General features: G+C 46.5%; 23 protein-coding genes and 1 pseudogene. 7 read left to right on the forward strand and 17 right to left on the reverse strand.

Features of this window, described 5'->3' with window-relative positions; genetic code table 11:
- Positions 1 to 24: 24 nt before the first annotated feature.
- From AMS66_RS07285 to AMS66_RS07295, 3 genes are all read left to right on the forward strand, one after another.
- On the forward strand, positions 25 to 231 hold the full coding sequence (locus tag AMS66_RS07285) for a hypothetical protein (protein ID WP_053780164.1): 207 nt from the start codon (positions 25 to 27) through the stop codon (positions 229 to 231).
- 414 nt (positions 232 to 645) lie between these two features.
- Positions 646 to 1,752: a stalk domain-containing protein gene (locus tag AMS66_RS07290; protein WP_236703264.1), complete on the forward strand. Its 1,107-nt coding sequence runs from the start codon at positions 646 to 648 to the stop codon at positions 1,750 to 1,752.
- 226 nt (positions 1,753 to 1,978) lie between these two features.
- Entirely contained in the window at positions 1,979 to 2,254 is a 276-nt protein-coding gene (locus AMS66_RS07295) for a WXG100 family type VII secretion target (protein WP_053780166.1), read from the forward strand.
- A gap of 95 nt (positions 2,255 to 2,349) precedes the next feature.
- Here the strand turns inward: AMS66_RS07295 and AMS66_RS07300 are convergent, their stop codons facing one another.
- The 9 genes from AMS66_RS07300 to AMS66_RS07340 all read right to left on the reverse strand — a co-directional run bounded on the left by AMS66_RS07300 (position 2,350) and on the right by AMS66_RS07340 (position 13,621).
- Entirely contained in the window at positions 2,350 to 2,619 is a 270-nt protein-coding gene (locus AMS66_RS07300) for a DUF4176 domain-containing protein (RefSeq protein ID WP_053780167.1), read from the reverse strand.
- Positions 2,620 to 2,637: 18 nt separating this feature from the next.
- The gene (locus tag AMS66_RS07305; protein WP_407944528.1) at positions 2,638 to 3,372 is read right to left on the reverse strand and encodes a hypothetical protein; all 735 of its coding nucleotides are present in this window, start codon (positions 3,370 to 3,372) and stop codon (positions 2,638 to 2,640) included.
- Positions 3,373 to 4,335 carry a hypothetical protein gene (locus AMS66_RS33545; protein ID WP_236703265.1) on the reverse strand — a complete coding sequence of 321 codons (963 nt, stop codon included), beginning with the start codon at positions 4,333 to 4,335 and terminating at the stop codon, positions 3,373 to 3,375.
- A 41-nt stretch (positions 4,336 to 4,376) separates the two neighbouring features.
- Entirely contained in the window at positions 4,377 to 5,189 is an 813-nt protein-coding gene (locus AMS66_RS07315) for a hypothetical protein (RefSeq protein WP_053780168.1), read from the reverse strand.
- A 192-nt stretch (positions 5,190 to 5,381) separates the two neighbouring features.
- A complete protein-coding gene (locus AMS66_RS07320; protein ID WP_053780169.1) occupies positions 5,382 to 6,428 on the reverse strand; it encodes a hypothetical protein in 1,047 nt (348 codons plus the stop codon).
- Positions 6,429 to 6,487: 59 nt separating this feature from the next.
- A complete protein-coding gene (locus AMS66_RS07325) occupies positions 6,488 to 8,176 on the reverse strand; it encodes a DUF6138 family protein (protein ID WP_053780170.1) in 1,689 nt (562 codons plus the stop codon).
- Between the two features lie 365 nt (positions 8,177 to 8,541).
- The gene (locus AMS66_RS07330) at positions 8,542 to 10,194 is read right to left on the reverse strand and encodes an extracellular solute-binding protein (protein WP_053780171.1); all 1,653 of its coding nucleotides are present in this window, start codon (positions 10,192 to 10,194) and stop codon (positions 8,542 to 8,544) included.
- A 99-nt stretch (positions 10,195 to 10,293) separates the two neighbouring features.
- Positions 10,294 to 11,886, reverse strand: a complete 1,593-nt coding sequence (locus AMS66_RS07335; RefSeq protein ID WP_053780172.1) for a response regulator transcription factor — start codon at positions 11,884 to 11,886, stop codon at positions 10,294 to 10,296.
- The gene (locus AMS66_RS07340; RefSeq protein WP_053780173.1) at positions 11,861 to 13,621 is read right to left on the reverse strand and encodes a sensor histidine kinase; all 1,761 of its coding nucleotides are present in this window, start codon (positions 13,619 to 13,621) and stop codon (positions 11,861 to 11,863) included. The genes AMS66_RS07335 and AMS66_RS07340 overlap by 26 nt, the downstream gene beginning before the upstream one ends.
- Before the next feature lie 330 nt (positions 13,622 to 13,951).
- On the opposite strand from AMS66_RS07340, the gene AMS66_RS07345 reads away from it, so the two are divergent.
- Positions 13,952 to 14,911, forward strand: a complete 960-nt coding sequence (locus tag AMS66_RS07345; RefSeq protein WP_407944529.1) for an ABC transporter permease — start codon at positions 13,952 to 13,954, stop codon at positions 14,909 to 14,911.
- Between the two features lie 12 nt (positions 14,912 to 14,923).
- Positions 14,924 to 15,802, forward strand: coding sequence for a carbohydrate ABC transporter permease (locus AMS66_RS07350; protein WP_053780174.1), 879 nt, complete (start codon positions 14,924 to 14,926; stop codon positions 15,800 to 15,802).
- 53 nt (positions 15,803 to 15,855) lie between these two features.
- Here AMS66_RS07350 and AMS66_RS07355 read toward each other — a convergent pair whose 3' ends face one another.
- The 6 genes from AMS66_RS07355 to AMS66_RS07375 form a co-directional block, all read right to left on the reverse strand.
- The gene (locus AMS66_RS07355) at positions 15,856 to 16,038 is read right to left on the reverse strand and encodes an aspartyl-phosphate phosphatase Spo0E family protein (RefSeq protein ID WP_053780175.1); all 183 of its coding nucleotides are present in this window, start codon (positions 16,036 to 16,038) and stop codon (positions 15,856 to 15,858) included.
- Positions 16,039 to 16,272: 234 nt separating this feature from the next.
- The gene (locus AMS66_RS07360; protein ID WP_053780176.1) at positions 16,273 to 17,289 is read right to left on the reverse strand and encodes a hypothetical protein; all 1,017 of its coding nucleotides are present in this window, start codon (positions 17,287 to 17,289) and stop codon (positions 16,273 to 16,275) included.
- A gap of 17 nt (positions 17,290 to 17,306) precedes the next feature.
- The gene (locus AMS66_RS07365) at positions 17,307 to 18,275 is read right to left on the reverse strand and encodes a C39 family peptidase (RefSeq protein WP_236703266.1); all 969 of its coding nucleotides are present in this window, start codon (positions 18,273 to 18,275) and stop codon (positions 17,307 to 17,309) included.
- Positions 18,276 to 18,330: 55 nt separating this feature from the next.
- A complete protein-coding gene (locus AMS66_RS07370) occupies positions 18,331 to 19,251 on the reverse strand; it encodes a helix-turn-helix transcriptional regulator (protein ID WP_053780178.1) in 921 nt (306 codons plus the stop codon).
- Between the two features lie 84 nt (positions 19,252 to 19,335).
- Positions 19,336 to 19,524, reverse strand: coding sequence for a hypothetical protein (locus AMS66_RS33550; RefSeq protein WP_082350606.1), 189 nt, complete (start codon positions 19,522 to 19,524; stop codon positions 19,336 to 19,338).
- 141 nt (positions 19,525 to 19,665) lie between these two features.
- Positions 19,666 to 19,989: an ArsR/SmtB family transcription factor gene (locus AMS66_RS07375; protein WP_053780179.1), complete on the reverse strand. Its 324-nt coding sequence runs from the start codon at positions 19,987 to 19,989 to the stop codon at positions 19,666 to 19,668.
- Between the two features lie 208 nt (positions 19,990 to 20,197).
- Here AMS66_RS07375 and AMS66_RS07380 point away from each other — a divergent pair, with 208 nt between their 5' ends.
- Complete coding sequence (locus AMS66_RS07380) at positions 20,198 to 21,574, forward strand: MFS transporter (protein ID WP_053780180.1); 1,377 nt, start codon at positions 20,198 to 20,200, stop codon at positions 21,572 to 21,574.
- Positions 21,575 to 21,775: 201 nt separating this feature from the next.
- Complete coding sequence (locus AMS66_RS07385) at positions 21,776 to 22,990, forward strand: sugar efflux transporter (protein WP_053780181.1); 1,215 nt, start codon at positions 21,776 to 21,778, stop codon at positions 22,988 to 22,990.
- A 181-nt stretch (positions 22,991 to 23,171) separates the two neighbouring features.
- On the opposite strand, the gene AMS66_RS07390 is transcribed toward AMS66_RS07385, so the two are convergent.
- A complete protein-coding gene (locus AMS66_RS07390; RefSeq protein ID WP_053780182.1) occupies positions 23,172 to 23,579 on the reverse strand; it encodes an Rrf2 family transcriptional regulator in 408 nt (135 codons plus the stop codon).
- 109 nt (positions 23,580 to 23,688) lie between these two features.
- A pseudogene (locus tag AMS66_RS33555) lies at positions 23,689 to 23,787 on the reverse strand (AraC family transcriptional regulator); the annotation flags it as partial.

A 23,787-nucleotide genomic window follows, 5' to 3' on the forward strand; every position in this document is an offset into this window, starting at 1 on the left:
GATTTCAATGAAGGAGGTCATCGCATGACATTGCTGCCCTATATTTTAATTGTTGGCATCGCCCTGTTCGGTGGGATCGCTACGATGATTATTGGGAATTCGAAAGCGAATCAGACCAGCAACCCCGAGTATGATCGCAGAACCAAGCAAAACCTGAGCAAACTTACCTATGTATACGTTGGTGCCATCGTTCTCGGCATAGGAGGTTTCGTCCTGTATTTATTCAACTGAATGACTTGGTTGTCAGCAAAGTACATGTTTAAACTTTTCAAGTAATTCAATGTTCCGTTGTACATATGGGGTGGTTTGGCGAACCATTCCCCTCTCTCTTATAACGGTCAAGAGTCCACGTACCACCCACAAATGCGTTTGTTCGTAAAAACTTTTCCTGCTGAACGAATTACCTCCCTGTTCATATCCCTGCTCAAAGTCAGCTGCAATCTCTCCTGCTTCTCTCTCCTTGCTTCTCCATCATCTATAATGTGAATGCTCTCCTCTGTATATAACAAATTCCAAATGGCAAGATCCTTACACATGTTTACAAGTTGGAGATAATTCAGAATTATTCTGGATATGTTCAGCGGGTAATATAAAGCCATAAGGACAGCAAGCCATTATAAATAACACAATTTAAAGGAGAGATATATGATGAAGAAAAACTTGAAGAAATCCGCAGCAACGATGATGGTATTGGGCATGACATTAACAGGAGCAACGGGTGTATTCGCTGGTACTCAATTGGAAAAAATCTCGGCATATCTCAACCACGGTATCAGCTTCAATGTAGACGGTGCGGCGTACTCACCAACGGATGGCAATGGCAACAAACTGGCTCCAATCACTTACAACAATTCCACTTATCTGCCTGTACGTGCCATTGCTGATGCGCTGCACGTACCTGTATCGTATGACGGCAAAAAAGGACAGGTCATTATCGGTGAAGCTACAAACAACCCATCCACGCTGAACAACGTATCTTATAGCGCAGCGCAAAAAGAAGCCATTCAAAAGGCATTTGCACAGTTCGATGGTTTCGAGGCAGCTTATGCTCCTCAGCAAATGATTGCAGGTGATACGTTCAAGAGTGTGGGAGCTGGAGAAGACGGTGTAAGCTTTACGTTCAGTCATATGAAAGTGGGTGTGTCTCCAAGAGATTATTCGGATGGTTACAATGGCAAAGACGTAAAACTGTCTAATGGCGTCACAGCCAAATGGTACACACCGGATCAAACGGGTATGCTCACGTTCAAACTGGATGATCGTTACGTTACGATTAGCTCACCGGATCATAAGCTGACTCAGGCTCAGCTGCAGCAAGTGGCTGTATCTGTGCAAAAGGTTCAAGGCAATGATCAGGGCGTTACCGGGTTCGCTGATGTGAAATATACACAAGAACAGTCGGCTGCCATTCGCAAAGCATTTGCAAAATTCCAAGGATTTGAGACTGCTTACGCACCACAACACATGATTGCCGGGGATACGTTTAAAAGTGTAGGTGCTGGCGGGGACGGCGTAAATTTTGTTTTTAATCACATGAACGTGACAGTTTCACCCAAAGACTATTCCTTCAGCTATGACGGCAAAAATGTAAAACTGCCCAACGGCGTTACCGCCAAATGGTATACACCGGATCAAACCGATATGCTGACATTCAAACTGGATGATCGTTATGTGACCCTCAGCTCACCAAAAAACGCATTAACTCACACACAGCTGGAGCAAATGGCCGTATCTGTGCAAAAAGTGAAATAATTTCGAATTTAAAATTAAGGAATCACACTGAAAATCATACACCATAACAAACACACATCATTCTGCTCTTCCTGATGAGGGACAGATTTGATGTGTGCTTTGTCCTATTCCAAATGATCGCTATGATTCTAAAAACAAGGCTTTTGTCCAGATTCATTTCATATTGAATAACGTTATAATGAAGTATACTGCATTTAACAGAAGAAAAGATAAGGAGTAGATCATAATGGACCAGCGGATCGATCTATCCCCGGAGGAACTGCAGCAACTTGCGGGTGAATTCAACAAGGCCTCGCAAAACGGACATGATATCCTTGCGCAGCTCAAAACGATAATTGACCAGTCTGAAGGTCAGTGGGAAGGTGAGCGCCAGCGTGAGTTTTTACAACGAATAAATGGTAGCATAACGTCTATAAGCCATTATTTGCGTGGATTGCAGGAGACAAGCAATAGTCTTCAGCAGACGGCGACCCGTTTTCGTGAAGTAGATCAGTCCCGATAAAGCAAAACACATGTCACATCACATTGCATCAAAAAAACCATGTACCCGAAGATGATGATTTATCATTCTCTCAAGGCCATGGCTTTTTGAGATTTCTATGATTCACTCAAACATACAGCAAAAGCCTCTTCTTCCTCATCAGCATAACCCTTGAAAATGATCTCTTCGATATCTTCATGATTAAATACATACGTATAATCCGCATTGATATACCCTTCCGGATACAAACAGCCAATATAATCGAACTGACGTGGTGTTTCCGTCATCAACATTTGCTTGCGTCCATAGATGATTAGCTTTTTGGTGCCTTCTTTTAAAAGGATGACGGAGCCATTGGGCAGTAAAGTGGATGTTTCTTTTTCCATAGTGATCATGCTCCTTTATCATTTTATGTTTTTATTGGCATGAACTTCATTAGACTTGTTCAACACCCGGCGAAGCCAGTAATATCGGTGTACATCCATAATAAAGTGAAATACGACAAAAGCCAGCATAATGTACACACACATGAGCACAACAGCTACGGTCTGCTGCGTAATAAAAGCCAGTGAAATGTTGGCCAGAAGATATCCAGCTCCCGTTAACATCGTTAACATAGCGACTGGCATTCTGGAGCCCATTTCCCCTTTTTTTCGGTGAGGGGACTGTCGCAGTTTACGCAAATGAAACTTCGCATACTGATATAAGGCAAATCCATATAAGACAAACGATCCAATGGCGTACCACGGCGTTGTGAAGCCCAACATACCGTATGCAAACTTTTGCACAATAATCATAAAGCCCAAAGAACAGACGATCCCAAACACACCCCGAAACAGGACATAATTCAGCTGCAACTTTCGTGGTGTTACGATCAAGGCGACGGCCCACACATTCATCACCACCAGCAGCGGCAGGAGAATATAAGCGTATACGGGTTGGAACGGAACACTGAACACGGGAATCAACAGAAATATGTTAAGAAAGAAAAGTACCAGCGTACCCGCACTGAACCGAATGCCCTCTACCGCATATACAGCCAGATAGTTTTCGAACGTCTCCCGGTGATAGGACGTTCCTTCATACATTGCAGAAACCGTGGTACCGGTCGTTGAATTTTTACTTTTTTTGCTTGCCATTTATTTAAACCACCCCGCTACTGTAGACCAGGCTTTCTTCGCACCATGCTTAACGACATCCTTCACAGAATCATCCTTCCCATCGCCGTCCAGATCCATATTCATCGTTACCCCTTCCGCAAGATAAGTCAGGCCTACGGATACGCCCAAACCAACTGCGCCTACTGCCAACACAGGTGCTGCAGCAGGCAGAATAGCCGCTGTCAGGAGTGTTGCGCCAACGGTTGTTGCGCCGCCGACAACAACATTACCGATGATATCTCCAGCGATTTTGTCACTAGTCGCATTATGGCTAATGTTCTCCTGGGTATCTGTGAAGACATCAATGCCAACACTTGCCCATCCCAACTTGTCCGTTAATGCAGACTTGACCGCATAACCCGGCTTGACCATAGAGGCTATTTCCTTAATCTGCGGGGTAGCGGTTCCATTGTTAAGTTTGGCTTCAATGTCACGGACATAGTGAATTTTGTAGTCTCTGGGTCTTCCGTTCACAATCTTGTTATCTTTGACCGAATCGTAGCTTTCACGAACCAAAATACGTGGCGTATTCCGGTCCAGCTGTGGCTTGACCATAAATCCGTTTTTTACGCGATATCCCAACCGGGCAACAGCCGCAGCTCCTGTCAGTGTTCCTACCGTACTTCCCGGTCCATCGAATGGAGCGAATGGATTAATTCCGGTCAGCCCAAATGTACCACCTGACTGATCCTCTTGTTCCATTCGCTCACGGGTCGTTTTCACAAATGCCGCCAGTTGCTGCATATTCTCTCCAGCGTTCTGAAACCGCTGCTGGTGTGTCTGGTATAACCCAATGATGGTTTGACGATTCCCAGACTGCCAGGCTGCACCCTGAATGGAACGTTGCAGAGCGCCATCTACCTGCTGCAGTTGTGCGGTAACCTGTTCAATCTGCTGTGCGAGGGAGTTCAGGTACTCCGCTTTCATGATAATTTTGGTCAACTGGACTTCCTCCTTCGACTTAAGTAGATGATTCCACATGTTTAAACCGCAGGCAACATAGATAATGAACGTGTCGTTAGCAAAAACAGACTCTGCACCAACTCTTCTTCGGTCACCTTGAATGCGGTCAGATCTGTATCTTTACCTTCTAGGAATAACCAATTGCCATCGGTACTGCCCAGAAAATAAATGGTTTGCGACTTACCCTCCGTGCCACGAGTGTACACGTCAAATTGCCCCCTTCTCCGGATCGTTGCGAAAGCATGGGATAGCTTGTTGATCAACGATTCATTGAGATGATGGTCCTGCTGTAGAATCGATTGCATGGTCTCGAAGTCTGATCCAATCGGTAACGCGGATAGTTGCTGCAACGTTTCTGCCTGAATGGGTGTGCGCATCATTTCCTCTGCCGTATCGGGCAACTCTATCCGGTTCCCCATGAGTTGGAACAGATCCTGCAATTCTTCGAAAGAAGACAGTAACGCCTGATCCCGTGTGGGTGTCCATACCCATTCAACAATTTGCATGCCTGACAAAAAACCATAAATCACGGACGATTCACCATCCGCTATATGCAGATCAAGTCGGGTAACTGCACTACTGAGCTTACACCCCATCAGCAGGTTATGTACTTGCGGATCTATAGTGACTTGTCCACCTTCTACTTCAATGACACTATCTTTAACCAGACGGTTAACAACTTGTTTATACATGCACTCCGCCTGCTTACCCTCCAATGGGGGATCATTCAGATCCCTGATAAGCTGGTCCGCTTCGGGAATATTCATCAGTTGAAACAGAAACAAGGCCTCTCGGCCGGAACATTCAAACGATGTATATGAAGGCAAGTCCATTCCCTCTTTTCCTTAGTATAAGTTAAACATGTTATGGAAAAGTCTATCATTTTATTGTAAAAGGTAATACAACTGCACTCAATGCGCCCTCGCTCCTGATATTGGGGTGATTAACCTGATTATATTTACCCAAAAATGCATAGAGGCACAGCAAGTGACACCGTCCCTCTACTAATTTGTCCACTATAAAATTCACCTTGCCCAATCGGCTAAACGGATCACTCTCCGATAGTTCATATAATCGATCATATCCTCCCAGTCCAATTCCCCTGCATTACCGTCACGATAGTATACGGCTGCAGCGGGCAGAAAACCGACCAACGGTCCCATGCCACCACAGATCATCGCACCACCGTCGCCCCCTTTGGGTATCATGGTTCCAGATGCATCAAGCGTAAGTTCATACGTATAGGGATCTCCTGCAAACTGGATACCAAAAAAGTTGGGCAGCTCCAGATCATATGGACGGTCATCCTCTTCAAATAGGGAAGGGTCCGGCTCTGCCGTTTCATCCACGATTCCCTGCACTCCTTCGAGGCTTCCAAAATGCTTTAATTTCATCGTGTAGTCAAAGCTGTCTCCCCATGGAAATAACGTACGGCAGCCACCTCCATACAGATATTCCCACTCATCTTCAGTAAGCAAACCAAAACCCGTTTTTTCTTCTTCCTCGATGAAGTACTCCAGTGTCAACTCTTCATTGAACCAAAATATCTGAACTTCCTCACCTTGACGAACCAGACGGAACTCTTGATGCAGTTCATATTGATTTAGATCGGACAGCTTGAATTTCTCCAACTCTTCTGCAAAACAGGCATTCTCCTGCGCCATCGCCTCTGCCTCCGACACTTCAATCCAGCCAAGCGAATGATTGCCACACTCCACCAGCATGGGGGCAATCTGAACTTCCCTAACCGGAGACATCTGGCTACACAAAAAAGAATCCACATTCTCCACACCATACTCACTGACCGTCTCCAGCAAATCCGCGGAAGTCTCGTCGTTCATCCCATCCTGCCAGCGATCCCACCCGAGTATTACCCGGTCACCAGGCACAAACACAAATTTCTGCTCATCATATGAAAATACACCTGTCTCGATTCCCTGACCGTATCGTTCAAATGTCTCCAATCCTTTATACTGCATACCTACGGGAAAATGATTGACCATCCCACGCATTAGTTCCTCTTTTTCCTGAGCAGATAATCCTTTCCATGCCTCCCGATTTAATGCTTCCACACACTCCCCCACCTTTCACTTTTGCCCTAAACTGCCTTAAAGCCCTCACAGGCATACCCTTATTTCCCTGCTGCCTTTAACAGTTCTAACAGCAATTCTTTCCTTCTTCCGTTGGCCTTGCGGGCCAGCGTTGCAAGCTTCTCCACCTTGCCCCAGATCGGATATAGCGCTCGCTCCACTTCATAAGACTCCAGCCTTTGCAGCTGTTTCACCAAAGGCTCAAGCTTCTCTTCATTTTCCAGTTCCGGCTGGATCTTCAGCTTCAGATAATCCGTAGAACGGCTCAAGCAAGCAACTAACGCAGGTATAGAACTGACCGTAACCCCGTGTGTCTCAGCAAAGGCAACGGTGAACTTATCCTGTACCAACTGATGCTCATCATCTACTTTGCCCATGTAATATTCAACCAAAGGGAAATACCGCTGATCTGTCAGCCCAAGTCCGAAGGTAGCATAGCTGCCTGGCATACAGCTCTTTTCACTTTCGGTATCCTCGTAAAATTCGAATTCTTCAATAGCTTCACGTGCATATTCTTCAAGAAGTGGTAACAGCTCTGGATATGCCAATGCGTTAGCAAAAAAGCGATGCGTATCCGACTTCGCGAGTCCTTTAATTGGCAGGTATTGCTTCACGCTGGATTTGAGCTTGATCTTGTAGCTTTTTGGGAAGCCCTGCTTCAACAGACGGATAATAAAAGCAAGAGCCTGTTCGTAGGCAGCTGCTTCTTCCTTGCGAATGTTGATGGTAATAATCGAGAACACATCGTTCGCGGTGAACTCCACCAGCACATTTTTCACATGAATATCTTCCTTAGCATAGATTCCGCTACCTTCTGTCATCATGCGAACCGCACGGCTGCTGCCCAATTGTTTGGCCAGCTCCAAGAAAGTAAGGCCTTTCGGTTTACTGTAACTAGGCTCATAACGAAGAATCATTACGGCTGCATATAGCAGCAGATCAATAGGCTGTGCCGCCTGCTTCTCATGCTCACTATGAGCCTCGTCTTCCTCCAAAGAAGCACCTGGCTTGAGTGTATATACATTGGCGCTGTACGCTGAAGGCTGTACATCAAAGTATTGTGGCAAAAAATAATTCTCCGCCCATGACGTTATCGCACGGATAATATCACCACGATGCTCCGGCAGGGCTTCCTGACGCCCTTTGTTTAACTCCTGTATGCGATCATATTGCGCTATAGTCCACGCTACGTTCAGTTCAGGAAACAATTTTGGATCAAGCAGATGACGCGTCAGAAAAAAGGATTCCAACGGCTTTGTTGGATATGAACCTTTCAGCAGCTTTTGGTCTACGTATGTATGAATGCGCTCAAGCAACTGCTGCCTTTTCCCTTCGTTGATATATTCGAGCATGGTCACTTGAAGCTTTCCTTCTGTCGTTGGAAATTTCCCGCGAAAGGTAAAACGATAGTCGATCAAGGGCGTATCCGCCCATTTGTCCAATTTCTCTTGAACCACTTCTACAAGCTTGGGCTGGATTTCATTTCGCACCTGTTCCTCCGTAAAGGGACCGACTTTCTTCGATTTCAATCCTTCATCCAATCCAAGATCCACACTGTCCACCGTGGTCCGTCCAGGTCTGTAATCCAGCAAAATATCATTAAAGATCCCCATTTGCAGCGTTGTTCGCTTCACAGCCTTTTCCAGGTCCCCCCGCTTCATCTGTTCATCAAACCATTCATGAATTGCTCCAATCATCTCTTCCATTGCCTGATCATAGAGTGTACTCATCCTCTCGACCGCCTTCCCATTTATCTAATGTCTGCTGATATCTGCTGATGTCCACTAACGTCTACAGCCCAAAAACTCCTACTAATCTCTGATAATTTCGCAAACCATCTATATAAAATACGTATCTACGTTCGTAGTCTACCTATTATTTTACTCTCTCAAGCACACCCGGAACAATAAGTCATACGCACGGTTGTTCGCTGAAAAAAGAATGATCCTCTCTCCTGCCCATGTCTATGCATCCTCATGCAACAACAAAAACACCGGAATCAGGCGGTTTCCCGCCCAAATCCGGTGTATTCACGAAATACATTTTCACTCTTTTATAACTTTAGTATGATTCATCTAGTGAATCATTCACAGGTTTAATTGACTGTTTTGAACCATTCATTGACTTCCGTTGTGATTGCATCGCCGCCCATGGATTTCCACTTCGTCACGAACGCATCGAATTCATCGACGCCAACTTGACCATAAATGATTTTGCTGAACGTATCTTTCTCCAGCTTGTCGAGAGCGTCTTTCTTCATTTTCATGGTATCCGTAGGTGCACCCGTAAATTTGTTCTTAATTGCATCATCCTTATGGGCTACCACGACTTGAGCCGCAGCGAACACTTCAGGTTTGTTGGCAATTTTCGTATTTTTCTCAAATGGTGTTACAGGCTCCTTACCTGTAGCAAGCTCAGCCAGTGTATCCATCATCAGGTTCGGAATACGAGCACCATCATAAGTGAGAGTATACTTCAGCGGAGATACGCCGTCTTTCAAATCAGCTTCACCAAGCACTTTACCGTCTACAATATCAAAGTCATATCCTTGGGCAAAGCCATGTTCGAACTCCCCGCCCACTTCCGGATTGGCAAAGTTATCGAACAAATAATTTTGATATGTGAAGAAGATTTCCGGGTTTTCCATATCTTTATTGATCAATACAACCCCATTGCTCGCACCTGAACCGTGGTGATGGCTCTCGCCAGTTGGTCCGGTTGGCAGGGCAATTGCTTTGTAGGTAGCACCGTCCACATTTTTCTTCACATCATCGATCGGCCAGTTCGGCATCCAGTGTGGTCCCACAATGATTCCGGCTTTGCCTGCTGTAAACAGTTCGGCTGCCTTAATCTCGTCATATACGCCGGCTTCCTTCGGCAGATAGCCTTTGGACAACCAATCTTTCATCGTTGCAAGACCTTCTTTCACACCCGGTTGAACCGATCCGTATTCCAGTGTTCCTTCTGCATTCAAATTCCATTGTCCCGGCATCGTGTTATACATTCCGAAGATCCAGCCGGATTCGGTCATCCAGGTATTGAGGGCATTTTTCATGCCGACCGTCAGACCATACGTATCTTTCTTACCGTTACCATCTGGGTCCTGATTTGTAAATGCATCCATTACCGCAACGAGTTCATCAATCGTTTTTGGCTCTTCCAGGCCCAGCTTCTTCAGCCAGTCTTCACGGATAAACATAACTGGGTCGCCGTTGTAGGCATAGTCGAAGATTGGGATACCATACCGTGCGCCTTCATACATGTACGGGTACCACTCTTCCGATGCGGATTCGGCAGCCCCTTTCCATGTGTCGGATGCATACTTGTCGAACAATTCACCTGCATCGGCGAATTTACCCGACTCAATCAATTCACGCACCAGATTGTAGTCACCACGGATGGAGACGATATCCGGTAGCTCCTCGTTAGCCGACAGGGAGAGGCGAAGCTTCGTGTAAAAAGCATCGTTGGTCACCGACACAGCCCAAGGCGTGGTTAGGTCGATACCCAGTCGTTCTTTGGCCCATTTAGTGTGCACGTTGTTCTGTGCAGTCTCTCCGTTCTTGAATTTTGTATCATCATTCCAGGCTCGCAAATAGCTCATCTGAACCGCAGGTTCATACTTACCGTCTTGCAACGCAAGTGGCGCAGCCGCTTCCTTGGATGGTTCTTCCTTTGCCCCCGAACTGCATGCCGTTACGGCAACCATTGTCAGTGCAAGCAATGCAGTCATCATTTTTCTATACATGAAACCCCTCCTCAATCACTTTGAATACCCTTACATGAAAAGGATAGTGCAGCCGGGGAAGCAAACATATATCACAATTTCAATGTTCATATTGATTTGTTAACCGTTCCGAAAATCCTGCGGGGTCAAGCCATAATGTTTGCGGAATACTTGAATGAAATAAGGGGTATTGTTATATCCCACTTCCTGGCCGACTTCATAAATCTTCATTACCGTGTGCTTCAGCAAGTGAACAGCACGTTCCATCCGCGAACGGATAATGTAATCACTGATACCTTCACCTGTGGATTGTTTATACATTTTGGACAAGTACACCGGGTGCAGATGTACCTCCCCGGCAATGACCTGCAAGGAAAGATCTTCACCCAGATGATGGTCAATCCATTGCTGGACCTGTCTGATCATGCTCGATCCACTTTCCTGGCCCGTGTCGGATGTGCTCTGAGCCCATTGTTCCATCACACTCCGGGTCCATGCTTCCAGACTGCGAAGCGACACGCCGTAACCGTCCTTCAACAGCTGCTGATACTGCTCACCAAGGACATCGGACAGCTGTCTACCCTCCCGATGAGCCATGTATGAGAAAGCGGCTGCGAGATAGTGAAAAGCAACATATACATGCTCGGGGAACACACTATCCGATAACTCGGCGAAAATAGAATCAATCTTGCGGTTTGCATCCTCCATCCGTCCTGCTTCCAGCAATGCAGTCAGTCCAGGTGGCTCATAAAGTGCGGCAAGTGATTTCAATGTTGCTCCATGGGAGCCGGCAGCCGCATTGAGATGCAGTCCTTTACCCGCTTCCGCCTGCTTGCGCAAGGCACTTACAGCCTGATGGTACAGCTGCGGAACCTGCTCTGGAAAACGACCGATCCGGCTAACTGACAGTGAAATCGTCGCGTTTAAATACTGCTTCACACTGTGAAGTAATCGTTCTCCGAGCCGTCCCATTAAGATTTCCGGTTCAGACTGTGCCTGTTTGGGGCTAGCCATGAAGACGAGATCATCATAGGCATCGTCCGTATGGCAGAGATGATAGCTGCTGCCAAAGATCTCCTCCACTACATTAGAGATAGCGTATTTCATTAACCTGAATGCCTTGTGCGTTGGCTGTGGGTCATCATAGCGAATGAGCAGTAGCTGCATTTTGTCCTGGGGACGGAAACCAATCTCCAATTGCTCCAGCTTTTCCACAAGTTCACTCTCCGCAAATTTGTGCCCCAGCAGCACATCCTTCATTAATCCAGCCCGCTTCTCCGGTAAATGCTCTCTCACCGAATACATAGCGCGCTGATGCATCAATTGTTTCTCTCCCTCCAGCCGAATCTGGACGGAAGCCTGCTGCACGGCTTCAATCAGTTCCTCATCCCGCACTGGCTTCAGTAGATAACTCACTGTTCCATGACGGAGTGCCTGCTTCGCATAATCAAAGGAAGCATGCCCGGATAAAATGATACATTTGGTCCGCTCCCACTTTTGCCGAATATGACTCACCAGATCCAGACCGGACAAGCCCGGCATACGAATATCGGTGATGATAATATGGACCTGATGTGCCGTCATTTGCTGCAAAGCCTCTTTAACTGAATACGCCTTATACACCTGTCCAATCCCATGTTCCCTCCACGGTATGGAGGATGCAATCGATTCCACCGCTGAATGTTCATCATCCACGACCATTAGATTCATCATTAGGATACTCCTCCTCAAACCATCGTATTTCTACACTGAGACCCCCATAAGGGATCGATGCAAAGTGAAGCCCCGAAGAATGACCATATCGTGTAACGAGCCGCTGGTGTACATTCCAGGTGCCCGTGCCAATTTCTTCACCCATCGGTTCATTGATTTCTCGTTCAAGACCAGCAATCTCTTCCGGCGTCAAAGTAACACCATCGTTATCGACAAACAGACTGTATCGTGTGTATTGCTTTCCATCAATTTGCTCTTGTGCTGCCATGCCTGTAACCACGATGTGACCGCTACCCTCCATCGGTTCAATACCGTGAATGACTGCATTCTCCACGATAGGCTGGATCAACAGCCTTGGGATGTGCTGTTGCATCAGCTCTTGCGGTACGGCAATCTCATACGACAAACGATTGGTGCGCATCTGTTGGATGGACAAATAATTGTCCAGCAACCGAATCTCCTCTTCCACGGTCGTCATATCGTTCTCATCACGTGTGATGTACCGATAGTAATCTCCCAGACTGAGCGACATGGCAATAACCGCTTCGCGGTTGCCGAGCTGCGTCATATTTTTAATATAAAACAGGCAATTGTACAGAAAATGAGGATTAATCTGTGATTGCAGATGCTTTAACGTTGCTTCCCGTGAACGGATGCGTTCCTCGTAAACCTTTTCGATCAGTTCCTGAATTTGCTCGGCCATGTGGTTGAAGCTCTGCGTCAGGTACGCGAATTCATCACGGGAGTGATCGACCGGAATTCGTGTGGACAGCTGCCCTTTGCGAATCTGCTGCAATCCTCTCATTAGACGTTGTATCGGCACCTGTACCTTTCGGTATAACAACAGGGCAGCGCCAATACTGAGCACGAGCAGCAGCAAAATCGAGGTTATAAACATATTTCGGCTCTTGTCCATCGGCGTGAGCAGATCATCCAGCACAACCGGGTTAACATAGATTCCGTTCAGCTGTTTGGAGAACACATAACTGACCAAGTACTGCTTGCCCCCCACCTCCAGCTGATGGTTGCCTTCACTGCCTAACGCGTTTAGCGGCATGTCCTCCATGATAGCTTCCACTAGTTCGGGGTCTGCACTACGATTTAACAGAGGCTCGTTGCCCGGGACGAGTAGAAAAGGATCTCCTCCCTGGGCCTCCTTGAAATCATCCAGCATCGCAACAATGTTCATCGGGTCAAAATCAATCTCCATCACCGTCCGTACATCCGTGGTCACAGGTTTTTCATTCCACTCGTAGTTATCCGTAAAGAAATAAGTGAAGCTGCCTTCATTCAACTGCCATCGGCCTGGCTGTGGAAAATTCAACATCTTCTCATTAAAGACCGTCCGGTTCGACATAGTGGACAATACCAACTCTGCCTGAGGCAGCACAATGGTAATATCGTTCTTCCAGCGGCTGGTGGACTGGTATAGCGACAATTTGTCGAGGATATCGAGATAGATGCTGTTTTTCTCATATTGGCTGGTCGATTCTGTCATGTAACGATAGTGGAGAATGCTGGGATCACGTAGTAAAGTCAACCCGTAAAGCGAGAGCTGCTCAATATTTTTATCTACCTGAGAGCTAAAATAGTTGAACTGGTTCAAGCTGGACTGTTGCTTCTCCTCCACGATCATGTCCACGTTCGCCTGATTAGCGTAGGTATAGAGCAACAAGATAGGTACCAGCAAGCAGACCAGCAGCATAACTGTTTTTGAGAATACTGTAAATTTCATTGCTTCACCCTGTCTCGGTTAAGTAAGGATACACATCGAAGTCCTATTTTATATTGAAACCCCTTACATATCTATACTGAATTTCGCTTGAAGCCCTTTTTGGCCTCTCGGTCGGCTGCTTCATTTGATGTTCATTTTTCTTGAATAGTGCTCTGTTCCCCCCTTTATGTGTTGTTATATCAACAAGTTAATAAATCAACATCCGCCTTGAAATGTTGTTCTATAGCCCACCCGTTTCCATTGCTATAATTCAGTTGCTCCACTTTTTGCAGAGGCTGACTGGCCTCATGATGCAGAGGCTGGACGATATAAAGGAGGGACCTGATGGCTATGGAACAACCACTAACGACCAATACGCCGGTGCGGCAGGCAACACACAATCCACGCAAACGTACCCGCTGGAATTTCAAACGCACTTGGCCGCTGCATCTGATGCTGCTGCCTTCGGTACTGCTCACATTGCTGTTCGCCTATGTGCCTATGGGCGGCATTATTATTGCTTTTCAGGATTTCAAACCATGGCTGGGATTCACCGGCTCCAAATGGGTAGGATGGGATAACTTCCGATTCATGTTCGAATATCCGGACAGTGTTCAGGTCATCTGGAACACGGTACTGATTGCAGCCATGAAGATTGTGGCCGGACTCGTGGCCCCGGTTGTGTTTGCCATTTTGCTGAATGAAGTACGGAACTCCACGTTCAAAAGGTTCTCGCAGACGCTGGTATACCTGCCCCACTTCCTGTCCTGGGTTGTACTGGGCGGCATCCTGCTGGACATGCTTTCCCCCGAGGGCGGACTGATTAATCAGGTGCTGGCGGCTGTTGGCATTGAACCGATCTTCTTTCTGGGAGATGGCGACTGGTTCCGTGTAACCGTGGTCATTAGTGATGTATGGAAGGAATTCGGATTTGGTACCATTGTCTTTCTTGCAGCCCTCGCGGGCATCAACCCTGCTCTGTACGAAGCTTCGGAAGTTGACGGAGCAACACGGCTTAAGCAAACTCTGCACATTACGCTGCCTGCACTCGTGCCGATGATTATTGTCGTGGGAACACTATCACTGGGGAATATTCTTAATGCCGGATTTGACCAGATTTTCAACCTGTACAATCCACTTGTATATGATAAAGGCGATATTATTGACACGTTTGTTTACCGGATGGGTATTTTGAATGGCAAAATGAGCTTTGCGACTGCGGTTGGTTTGTTTAAATCCTTTGTCGCCATGTTCCTCGTTATTACTGCCTACCGGATGGCTTACAAAATCGCCAATTACCGCATTTTCTAAGGAGGAATTAAGGTGTATCACAAAACGACCGGATACCGTATATTTAACGGCTTCAACCTGTTCTTCATCGCGGCCGTCTCGCTGCTGTGTGTGCTGCCGCTTGTTCACATTCTGGCGGTTTCCTTCAGCGGTAAAGCGGCAGCTTCTGCCAATCTGGTAACGCTCTGGCCGATTGATTTTACAGTCGATGCCTATACCAAAACGTTTGGTAACAGCAACTTTCTCAGCGCGCTCTGGATCTCGGTCCAACGTACCGTTTTCGGGACGCTGCTCAGTATGGTGCTAGTCACCCTGACGGCATATCCTCTATCCAAAGAGAGTTTGAATTTCAAGGGACGTTCGCTGTATGCGTGGTTTTTCATCTTCACGATGCTATTCAGTGGTGGGCTGATTCCGTCCTATATTTTGATTCAAAAGCTGGGGCTTATCAACACTATGTGGGCTCTGATTTTACCAGGCGCTGTTGCAGTCTGGAACCTGATTCTTATGATGAACTTCTTCCGTAACGTTCCGAAAGAGCTTGAAGAAGCATCATTCATCGATGGGGCTAACCACATTACCACCCTGTTCCGAATCTATCTGCCTGTATCCATGCCCGCCATTGCCACAATTTCCCTATTCACCATGGTAGGGCAGTGGAATTCCTGGTTCGACGGGCTGATCTATATGAATGATGCAGCAAAATATCCGCTGGCTACGTTGATGCAAACCATTATCGTGCAGCAGGATTTCTCCAATATGAATGTCGATGCGACACAGCTTCAGAACATGTCGCAGCGTACCGTTAACGCAGCCCAAATCTTTATCGGAGCACTACCAATCCTACTCGTTTATCCGTTCTTGCAGCGATTCTTTGTAAAAGGAATTGTGCTTGGGGCTGTAAAAGAATAGGGTTCGTATACCGAATGAATTCGCATCGTTTCATCCCGAGGTTTAAAATGCATTTATTTACTTCGGGATGATTTCCCGCGAATGGCGTTGTTATATTCATTAATGAGCTCATCCAGAACCATCGATTGACGAATGACCTCCGGATGCCACAGTTCTTTATGAGAATTTGCAATCTGGTAGAGCCTCTGTCGTGCCTTTTCGATACATTCCTGAATGGTTTTCGGATTATGCACCATACTCCCGCCCCCTGTTGTCCTTCAATATCCTCCATCCAAATAAGACCATCTATTATAATATTCGGAACAAAGGGAGCTGCACATTACCCCAAAATCGAATTTATGGTTATTTTTTCTTGTGCAGGTTGAAATAAGGATGTGCAATGGACTCCTATGGGGCGAAATGCAAAAAAATACCGAATAGGCTTTTCAGCCTTTATCCGGTATTTTTGTTTTTCCTGTATACTGTTCCATTCATCTTAATCCAATATCCTCAAAACGGTTGCCAATTGTCTCAGGGAAGGCCTGTTTAATGGCATCGATGGCACACTGTTCCGTTTCCCCAGCCTGCTTGATCAGATGGATCACCCTCTGCACATGTCCGGGCTCCTTTGCATCCCACGCTGCTGAATCTTCAACCTTCTCCATCATTTGTGCATATAGGTCTGCGAGTAACGCATACTCCTGCACAACATGATTCATCTGATTGGATAAATGCTCAAGCTCTGCAACATAGGCGGCCATATCCTGTCTTGATTTAGTATAATAGCGCAAAACCACGGCAGCTTGATCGGTTTCATATGCACCAGATTGCAGAGCAGCAGTAATGGCTGCATATGCAGCGGGTCCACAGGCGTAATCCTGAGGAGGCAGCATATAATCATGGGTTTCCCATTTGTACACGGCCTGAATTAATGATTCCTTGCACACTTCCCATACGTCTACGGTTGTATGAGATTCAAGCACCTGATAGTACCAGTATGGTGTACTGTTCCGACCAAAAGAATCATAGGGCAGACGAACAATCTCATTTCCTTTACTTTCACAGATAAGTAGTACCTGCTCCCCATCATCATATCCCGTGCAAATGACAAACTGATCATGCCATAGAATGGCCCCTACACCCCGGTCAATGGAAGCTTTGATATCCATCAAGGCCTGCTTCTGATAGAGCGGAAAGGTCAGCTCGAACGAAAATCCCCCGTGTTGTCCGGTCGTGACGCCAATGAAATCCGCAGCTACAAAATTCTCAGCCATCCAGTTGTATGCCGAAATCGATTCTGTCGTTAGACGCCGATCTACTACTAATCGAAACACACTTGCGGTCATCCCCGCAATCATGTGACGCGGTAAATCCGACCACTGTTTATGCATCAGAATCCGGTACATCGCATCTATATAGGAGCCCGCTCCGTTCCATGATATGTGTTCACGTGCAGAATTGCTGCTCTGTATAAAATGAATCCAATCCGGCAGTATTTTGCTCCCCATCCTCTACTCCTCCCTTCCTACCTTGCCGAGTGTGCTCCCCACCGGGGTACAGTGGACCGTTTGCGGTCAGGATACTTTAGGGATATCAAGCGAAAATAATCAACAGCCTGGCCTTCCAATGTCTTCGCTTCCAATAAAGCCTGTGCCAGCTTCTCTGTGGCGTCTGCCTGCAGGATCCATCTGTTATTTTCCTGAATCATGCATCCCTTCATCTGTATAATCAATGCTCCAAGCTGTTCATAACATGCATAGGCCTGGTCCAGTTCAGTCCATATTCCGCGCGCATCCTGCAAGTACATCTGAATATCAGTTCGGGACTGGCAATAGGATTCCAAAATATAAGCAGCACCCGATTCATCGTAATCTCCACTTCGAAGGGCTTGCACCCACACATCATACGCCAGTCTGCCCGAAGCGATATTCTGATCAGGCAGCAGCCTGTAAGGTACATCCCAATCCTCAATCGCCAATCTCAATGCTTCCAGCAGCATCTGTTGTTTGGGGATATGTACCTGTTCACCAAAGACCTGACAATACCAGAACCCGGTGAAGTTTAGTCCGAAATTGTCATACAGCAAAATCTGTGGTTCCTTGCTCCAGCCGTCTTGCACATAAAAGATGCGATCACTGTCATCATACCCGTGAATGACACCAAATTCCGGAATCCAGTAGATCACCCCGATGCCTCCATCCAGACTGCGCTTCACCCAATTCACCGCATCCTGTTGGTAATACCCGAATGTGGGGTGACGTGTCCGTCCTCCATCCCAGATCGTGAATATCCCCAGGTTATCCATTCCAGGGCGATGGGATTCTCCCCATTGTCCATAGGCAGTGACCGACATTGGCAGTAGTCTGCGGTGCACCGAAAGTTTGAATGCCATGCCCGTATATCCAGCAAGCACATATTTGGAACCCTGAAACAGACCCGCATGGATTAATATGGCGTGCAGGCTATCCACATACGATTTGGAATCTCTCTTCATTATCAGGTTTTCTAACACAACTCCAGTCAAAAAAAATCTCCTCTCCATGCTTGTTCTAATTCACGTTAACCTTGCGCTGTATTGTAAGCCTGTCGATTATTCCTTCAGCACTTTGCAGAAGCTTTCGTCTAAGCCACGTTGGAGACAACAGTTCCTCCCACTCACTAATGAACAAATGCTGTAGGAAAGCATCCGTGTCATAAAATTCAATAGAGTGAATCTCATCTTGCTTCGCCCGAATCCGATATCCTTGCCACAGCTCCGTTTGCTGTACTTCTTTCAGCCTTATCTCAGCGACAAACGGTTTATGAACAGGCAAAGCTTCTTCCCATACACCCAGCAACCCGTCTGTCTGACAATGAAACGTCTCGTTCGTCATCTGCACATGAATCATGCCCTCCAGCCGGATGGCCTTTTGCTGTAAAGGGTCCATTTCATAGCCAATCACATAATCGGCGTTGAACTGGGATAGCATCTTTAATGGACACCAGGTAAATTGCCGTTCTCCGGTATGATCTCTGTAATGAATATGTACTTTGCGCGATTCGGCAATCGCATGGGACAAAATCTCAAAGAACTGAAGCTGCTGCGGATCTGCTTTAAAAACAGGAAGCTGACTATTTTCCGCCTGCTGCTCCTCAAGGGTAAAACGCTCAAGCAAATGTGCCACACGCTTTACCGCATCCGACTGTTCATAATTGTAATGCCGATAACGATGTGCCAGATACTTAAGCACCCGCTGTTCTTCTTCCGTCATATATAAATGGGGCAGCCGGTAGGTCTGATCCTCGTAACAATACCCTCGATATTTTGCTATATACACCAGGGGGGCACGCAGAGAAATCGCCATATATTCAATATCACGCTGGGCCTGGCGCCGGGATATTTCAAATTCTCGTGCAAGCCAGCTGCTGTTCGGAAAACGTCCACTCCGAATCTGCTCGTCAAACCAGTGAATACGATGCATATTGCTCATTTCCCCGCCCCCTGGCTCATTCCGTATTTTCTAATTGTATTATACCAAAAGACATGACCCGTTCCGAAGAACAGGCCTGTTATGTTATACGGTTACCTTGTCCACTCTGGACTGCACGGCTTTGGAACATTTCTTGCATACTTTCATACTCGTACCATCTGTTTTTGTTTGCGAATACAACAATTTAATCCGGGTACTGCTGCACACCGGGCATGTTCCTCTTCCTCGGGATGGTAGATTCCACAGGACGCGTCCTCTTTTTGTTTTTGCCAACGTTTGTGAACCTCTTTTCGATATGGTTTGTGTGTTCACCGTTATTATAGAGGGCATGGTACGACACAGAGTGTCGCAGCAGTATGGAACATGCCAAACATAAAAAAATGTCCCCTCTTCGGCTTGAAGAAAGGACATTTTTTAGGAATCATGTATTTCGGACTGAGCTGCCGCTTGTAACAAAGGCTGCAACAGACCTGGAAAACGCACTTCCAGATCCTCGGATCTTAGCGTCAGGAAATGCTGTGTACCTTGCACTCTCACCCGTATGACTCCGGCTTCTCGCAGGGTCCGAATATGGTGTGACATCGTGGATTTCACAACAGGTGCACGAAAATGACTGCATGGCTGCTCACCATTTCTGGCTGCTTCTGTTACAATCCCAAGACGGATGGGATCACTTAAAGCGTACAATACAGAAGAAAGTTCAATATCCTCCACTTGAGGATGATGCAAAATTTTCATCGTTGTAGTCTCCTTTTTTCAGACTATCCATTGTATTTTAGCACAGTTCCATGATATATTTCTAATGTTCGATACCAATCGAACTTATAAACCTATTTCGTTTATGTATCCCCTGCTGTCAGGCATGGGATTCACACATACCACATTTTGCAAATGTTACACTCCGTTTCTGAAATGTTGCGAAATACAAATCAATTAGGAGGTTTTTATGAACAACACCGCAACTGCATCATCTGGGGAACGGACAACTGGAATACAGGAAGGCTTAATCGTAAGTCTGCTTGGCTTCACCGTTGTGCTTGTCGTTATGAATACGATGATGTTCAATCTGGCCCTACCCAAAATTGCAGCCGAATTTATGCTCTCATCTGTCTCTTCTTCCTGGATTGTCACCGGTTATTCCATCGTTTTTGCTATTTCCTCGATCACGTTCTCACGTCTATCGGATTTTGTGCCAATTCGCACCCTGTTTACGACCGGTCTTACACTACTTGGTGCGGCATCTGTTCTTGGTTTCTTCAGTAACCATTTTATCCTTCTGCTCATTGCACGTCTGATTCAGGCTGCGGGTGCAGCTTCTGTACCAGGGCTAGCTATTGTTCTTATTACTCGTTACATTCCAAGTGACCGCCGGGGTAAATCCATGGCTGTTGTCATGTCTGCCAGCTCACTGGGTCTTGGACTCGGACCTGTGATCGGCGGCAGTATTACACAGTTTCTCGGTTGGCATGATCTGTTTATCGTTACCGGACTAACCTTGTTTCTGATCCCTGTATTTTTCAAATTGCTTCCAAGTGAAATGCCGCAAAAGGGTTCATTCGACTTGCTCGGCGCGCTGTTACTGGCGATCGGAACAACCGGCGTTCTGCTATTCCTGACTTCGCGTGAATGGGTAACCCTCGTTATTGGTGCGGCTGCACTGGTTCTATTCTGGTTACGAATTCGCCGTGCGGCTGATCCCTTTGTTCAACCGGCCTTGTTCAAAAACAAAAAATATATGATGCTCAGCTCACTGGGGATTGTATCGTACATTAACAACTTCTCGACGCTGTTCCTACTGCCGCAAATTCTGGCACACCTGTATGGCCTGACCCCGGCCCAGTCCGGGCTCGTCATCTTCCCGGGTGCAATCGTGTCCATGCTGTTATCCAATCGGATTGGCCGCATGATTGACCGACACGGCAATACACAACTGCTCAAATTCGCACCATGGTTGCTGCTCGCTGCTGCCGGATTGTTTGCTCTTTTTGCAGACGACAGCATCTATGCCATTATGGCCGTATACATTCTGCTTAGCGTAGGCTTCTCTGCACTGACAACCAGTGTATCCAATGAGTTATCGGGCAATCTGACGATGGATCAGGTTGGTGCTGGTATGGGACTGTTCCAACTTAGCCAGTTCTTCAGCGGTGCATTTAGTGTTGCCGTAACTGGCGTGGCTCTGACTGCAATGCAGCAAATGCCATTATCATCAGCTTACACCAACATTTTCTGGGGTATGACCGTGGTTGCTCTGGCATCCATTATTTTCTCCCAGGTGTATCTGAGAATGCAGTCACGGAAGAAAACCATTGCCTCACACTAAGCAGTTCAAAAGGATTTGATAGTAGACTCTTCATACAAGAAAGCCAGGGATTGGACCGATGGGGTCTGATCTCTGGCTTTTTTGGTCTTTTATTAGGAAAAAATAGCACTCCGTATTACTTTATCTCTGTTTTTCTTATATTATAACCAGATAGTATATATATCTAGAGAACGATAAAACCAAGGGGATGTCTAATCACACATGAAGCTTCAACAGTTTAATTCACTATTTCGTATCCCTACATACCGACTGTTTTTCGTTTGTATGTTGTTGCAAGGCATGGCTATTTCAATAAGCGCTCCCTTTCTGGCGGTCTACTTTACAACTCGCCTCGAAGTATCCATTGCTACATTTGGATTATTCACTGCAGTAACTCTTATGGCGGGTGTGCTATTCAGTTCCTGGATCGCCAGACGATCGGATCAACCCGGGGCTCGCAAAATCATTCTGGTGACTGCCATGATTTGCAATGCCCTTGCTTTTGCCGGGTACCTGTGGATCCACGACTTCACTCTATTGTTTATCTACATGACGGTGATGACTGCACTCGGATCTCCCGCCATGCCACAATTGTTCGCAGCTGCAAGAGAAGCGGTCAATGCCGCAACGGACGTCGATCATGCTGTGGCCAATTCCACCCTGCGCTCCGCGTTTTCACTGGGGTTTATTACGGGACCTTTATTCGGTACTTTATTGATTGCGTACATTGGTTACTCCGGCATTTTTAGTTCAACCTGTTCTATTTTTTTGATTAATGCGCTATTATTTTTCTTTCTCTTAAAAAAGGCCCCCGATTCTTCTCCCCTTCGTGCATCTACGGGTGGCGTACACCTGAAATTGCATCAGGATGCAAGAATCTATATGCCTTTTCTCATTACCACACTCCTGTATATGGCACATTGGATGAATAACCTGAATGCATCACTGTTCATTATTCACCATTTGGGTGAGGGAACTCGGGAAGTTGGCTGGATCTCCAGTCTTTGCGCGGGGCTTGAAATTCCCATAATGTTAGGCTTGGGTCTGCTCGCCTCAAGGTATCCAAACCGCTCACTCATGTTATGGGGCTCTCTGATGGGTGCTGCTTACTATGTAATTGTTTTGTTCTCCACGGAACTATGGCATTTGCTGGCAGGACAACTACTGCTCGCATTCTTTGTCGCCGTCATCTCTGCTATCGGTATCAGTTACATGCAGGATCTGCTTCCATCCATGCCTGGCTATGCGTCGACACTCTATTCCAACGCTTCCACGTTGGGAAGATTATTTGGCAGTCTGGTAGGGGGATGGACAGCCGGAGCGTGGGGATATCGAAACTCCTATTGGGTATGTCTGCTGCTTGTTCTGCTTTCGTTAGGCATGCTTGTTGTCACACAACAATTTTCAAAAGAGAAACATCAGACGCTTTCACTCTAAGTCAGATTCGGATCGAATTCTGAGTGAACGTAAAAGCACGAACACACCAAAGCCCCAATGACGCAGCAATAGCGTTCGAGTAAAGCAAAAAATCCTTCCATTCCCCTTAAGCGGGGAAGAAGGATTTTAAATTTGCCCTTCTCGGGCGCAGCGACAGGATCAACTGCACCTCTAATTCAGGTTATATGGAATGTGCAGCTTTCATCTGGGCGGCCAGCTCAGACATTTTTTTATTGTTCAAATAGCTCTCCATCTCTTCTTCCGCACGAACCATCACCTGCTGAATCAGGCAGCCTTCGTTATGATCCTGCGAGCATTCGAACAGGGAAGCCTGTCCTTCAATCGCATGGATAATCTCCAGAAAAGAAGGGTCCGGATTCTTCCGGCTAAGCCGATAACCACCATTGGCACCAGAAGTTGATTCGATCATGCCGGCTTTGACCAGCTTGGTCAAAATTTTAGATAAGTAGGTTGGAGATACTTTCTGCATCTCAGCTAATTGATGTACACTAACCAGTTGTTCCGGCTCGGTAGCAACCAGAAAAAGCATGGTGTGCAGGGCATAGTTTGTAGCTTTCGAATATTTCATGAGGGCACCTCATTATATACGGATTTAATTTATCTATAATAGACTTGATTGAACGCTCTGTCAAACATCGAGAATTCCCGCAAAATCAAACAAACGGACATCACTACATTTAACTGTGGTAAAGCCCACGATAATCCGTTGGGGTCATGCCCTCATGAGCCAAAAACTGGCGGTTAAAATAACTGGCATTGGGATACCCCGCCTCCTC

Origin of the sequence: Paenibacillus xylanivorans (assembly GCF_001280595.1) — a bacterium.
In the GTDB taxonomy this organism is placed as follows: domain Bacteria; phylum Bacillota; class Bacilli; order Paenibacillales; family Paenibacillaceae; genus Paenibacillus; species Paenibacillus xylanivorans.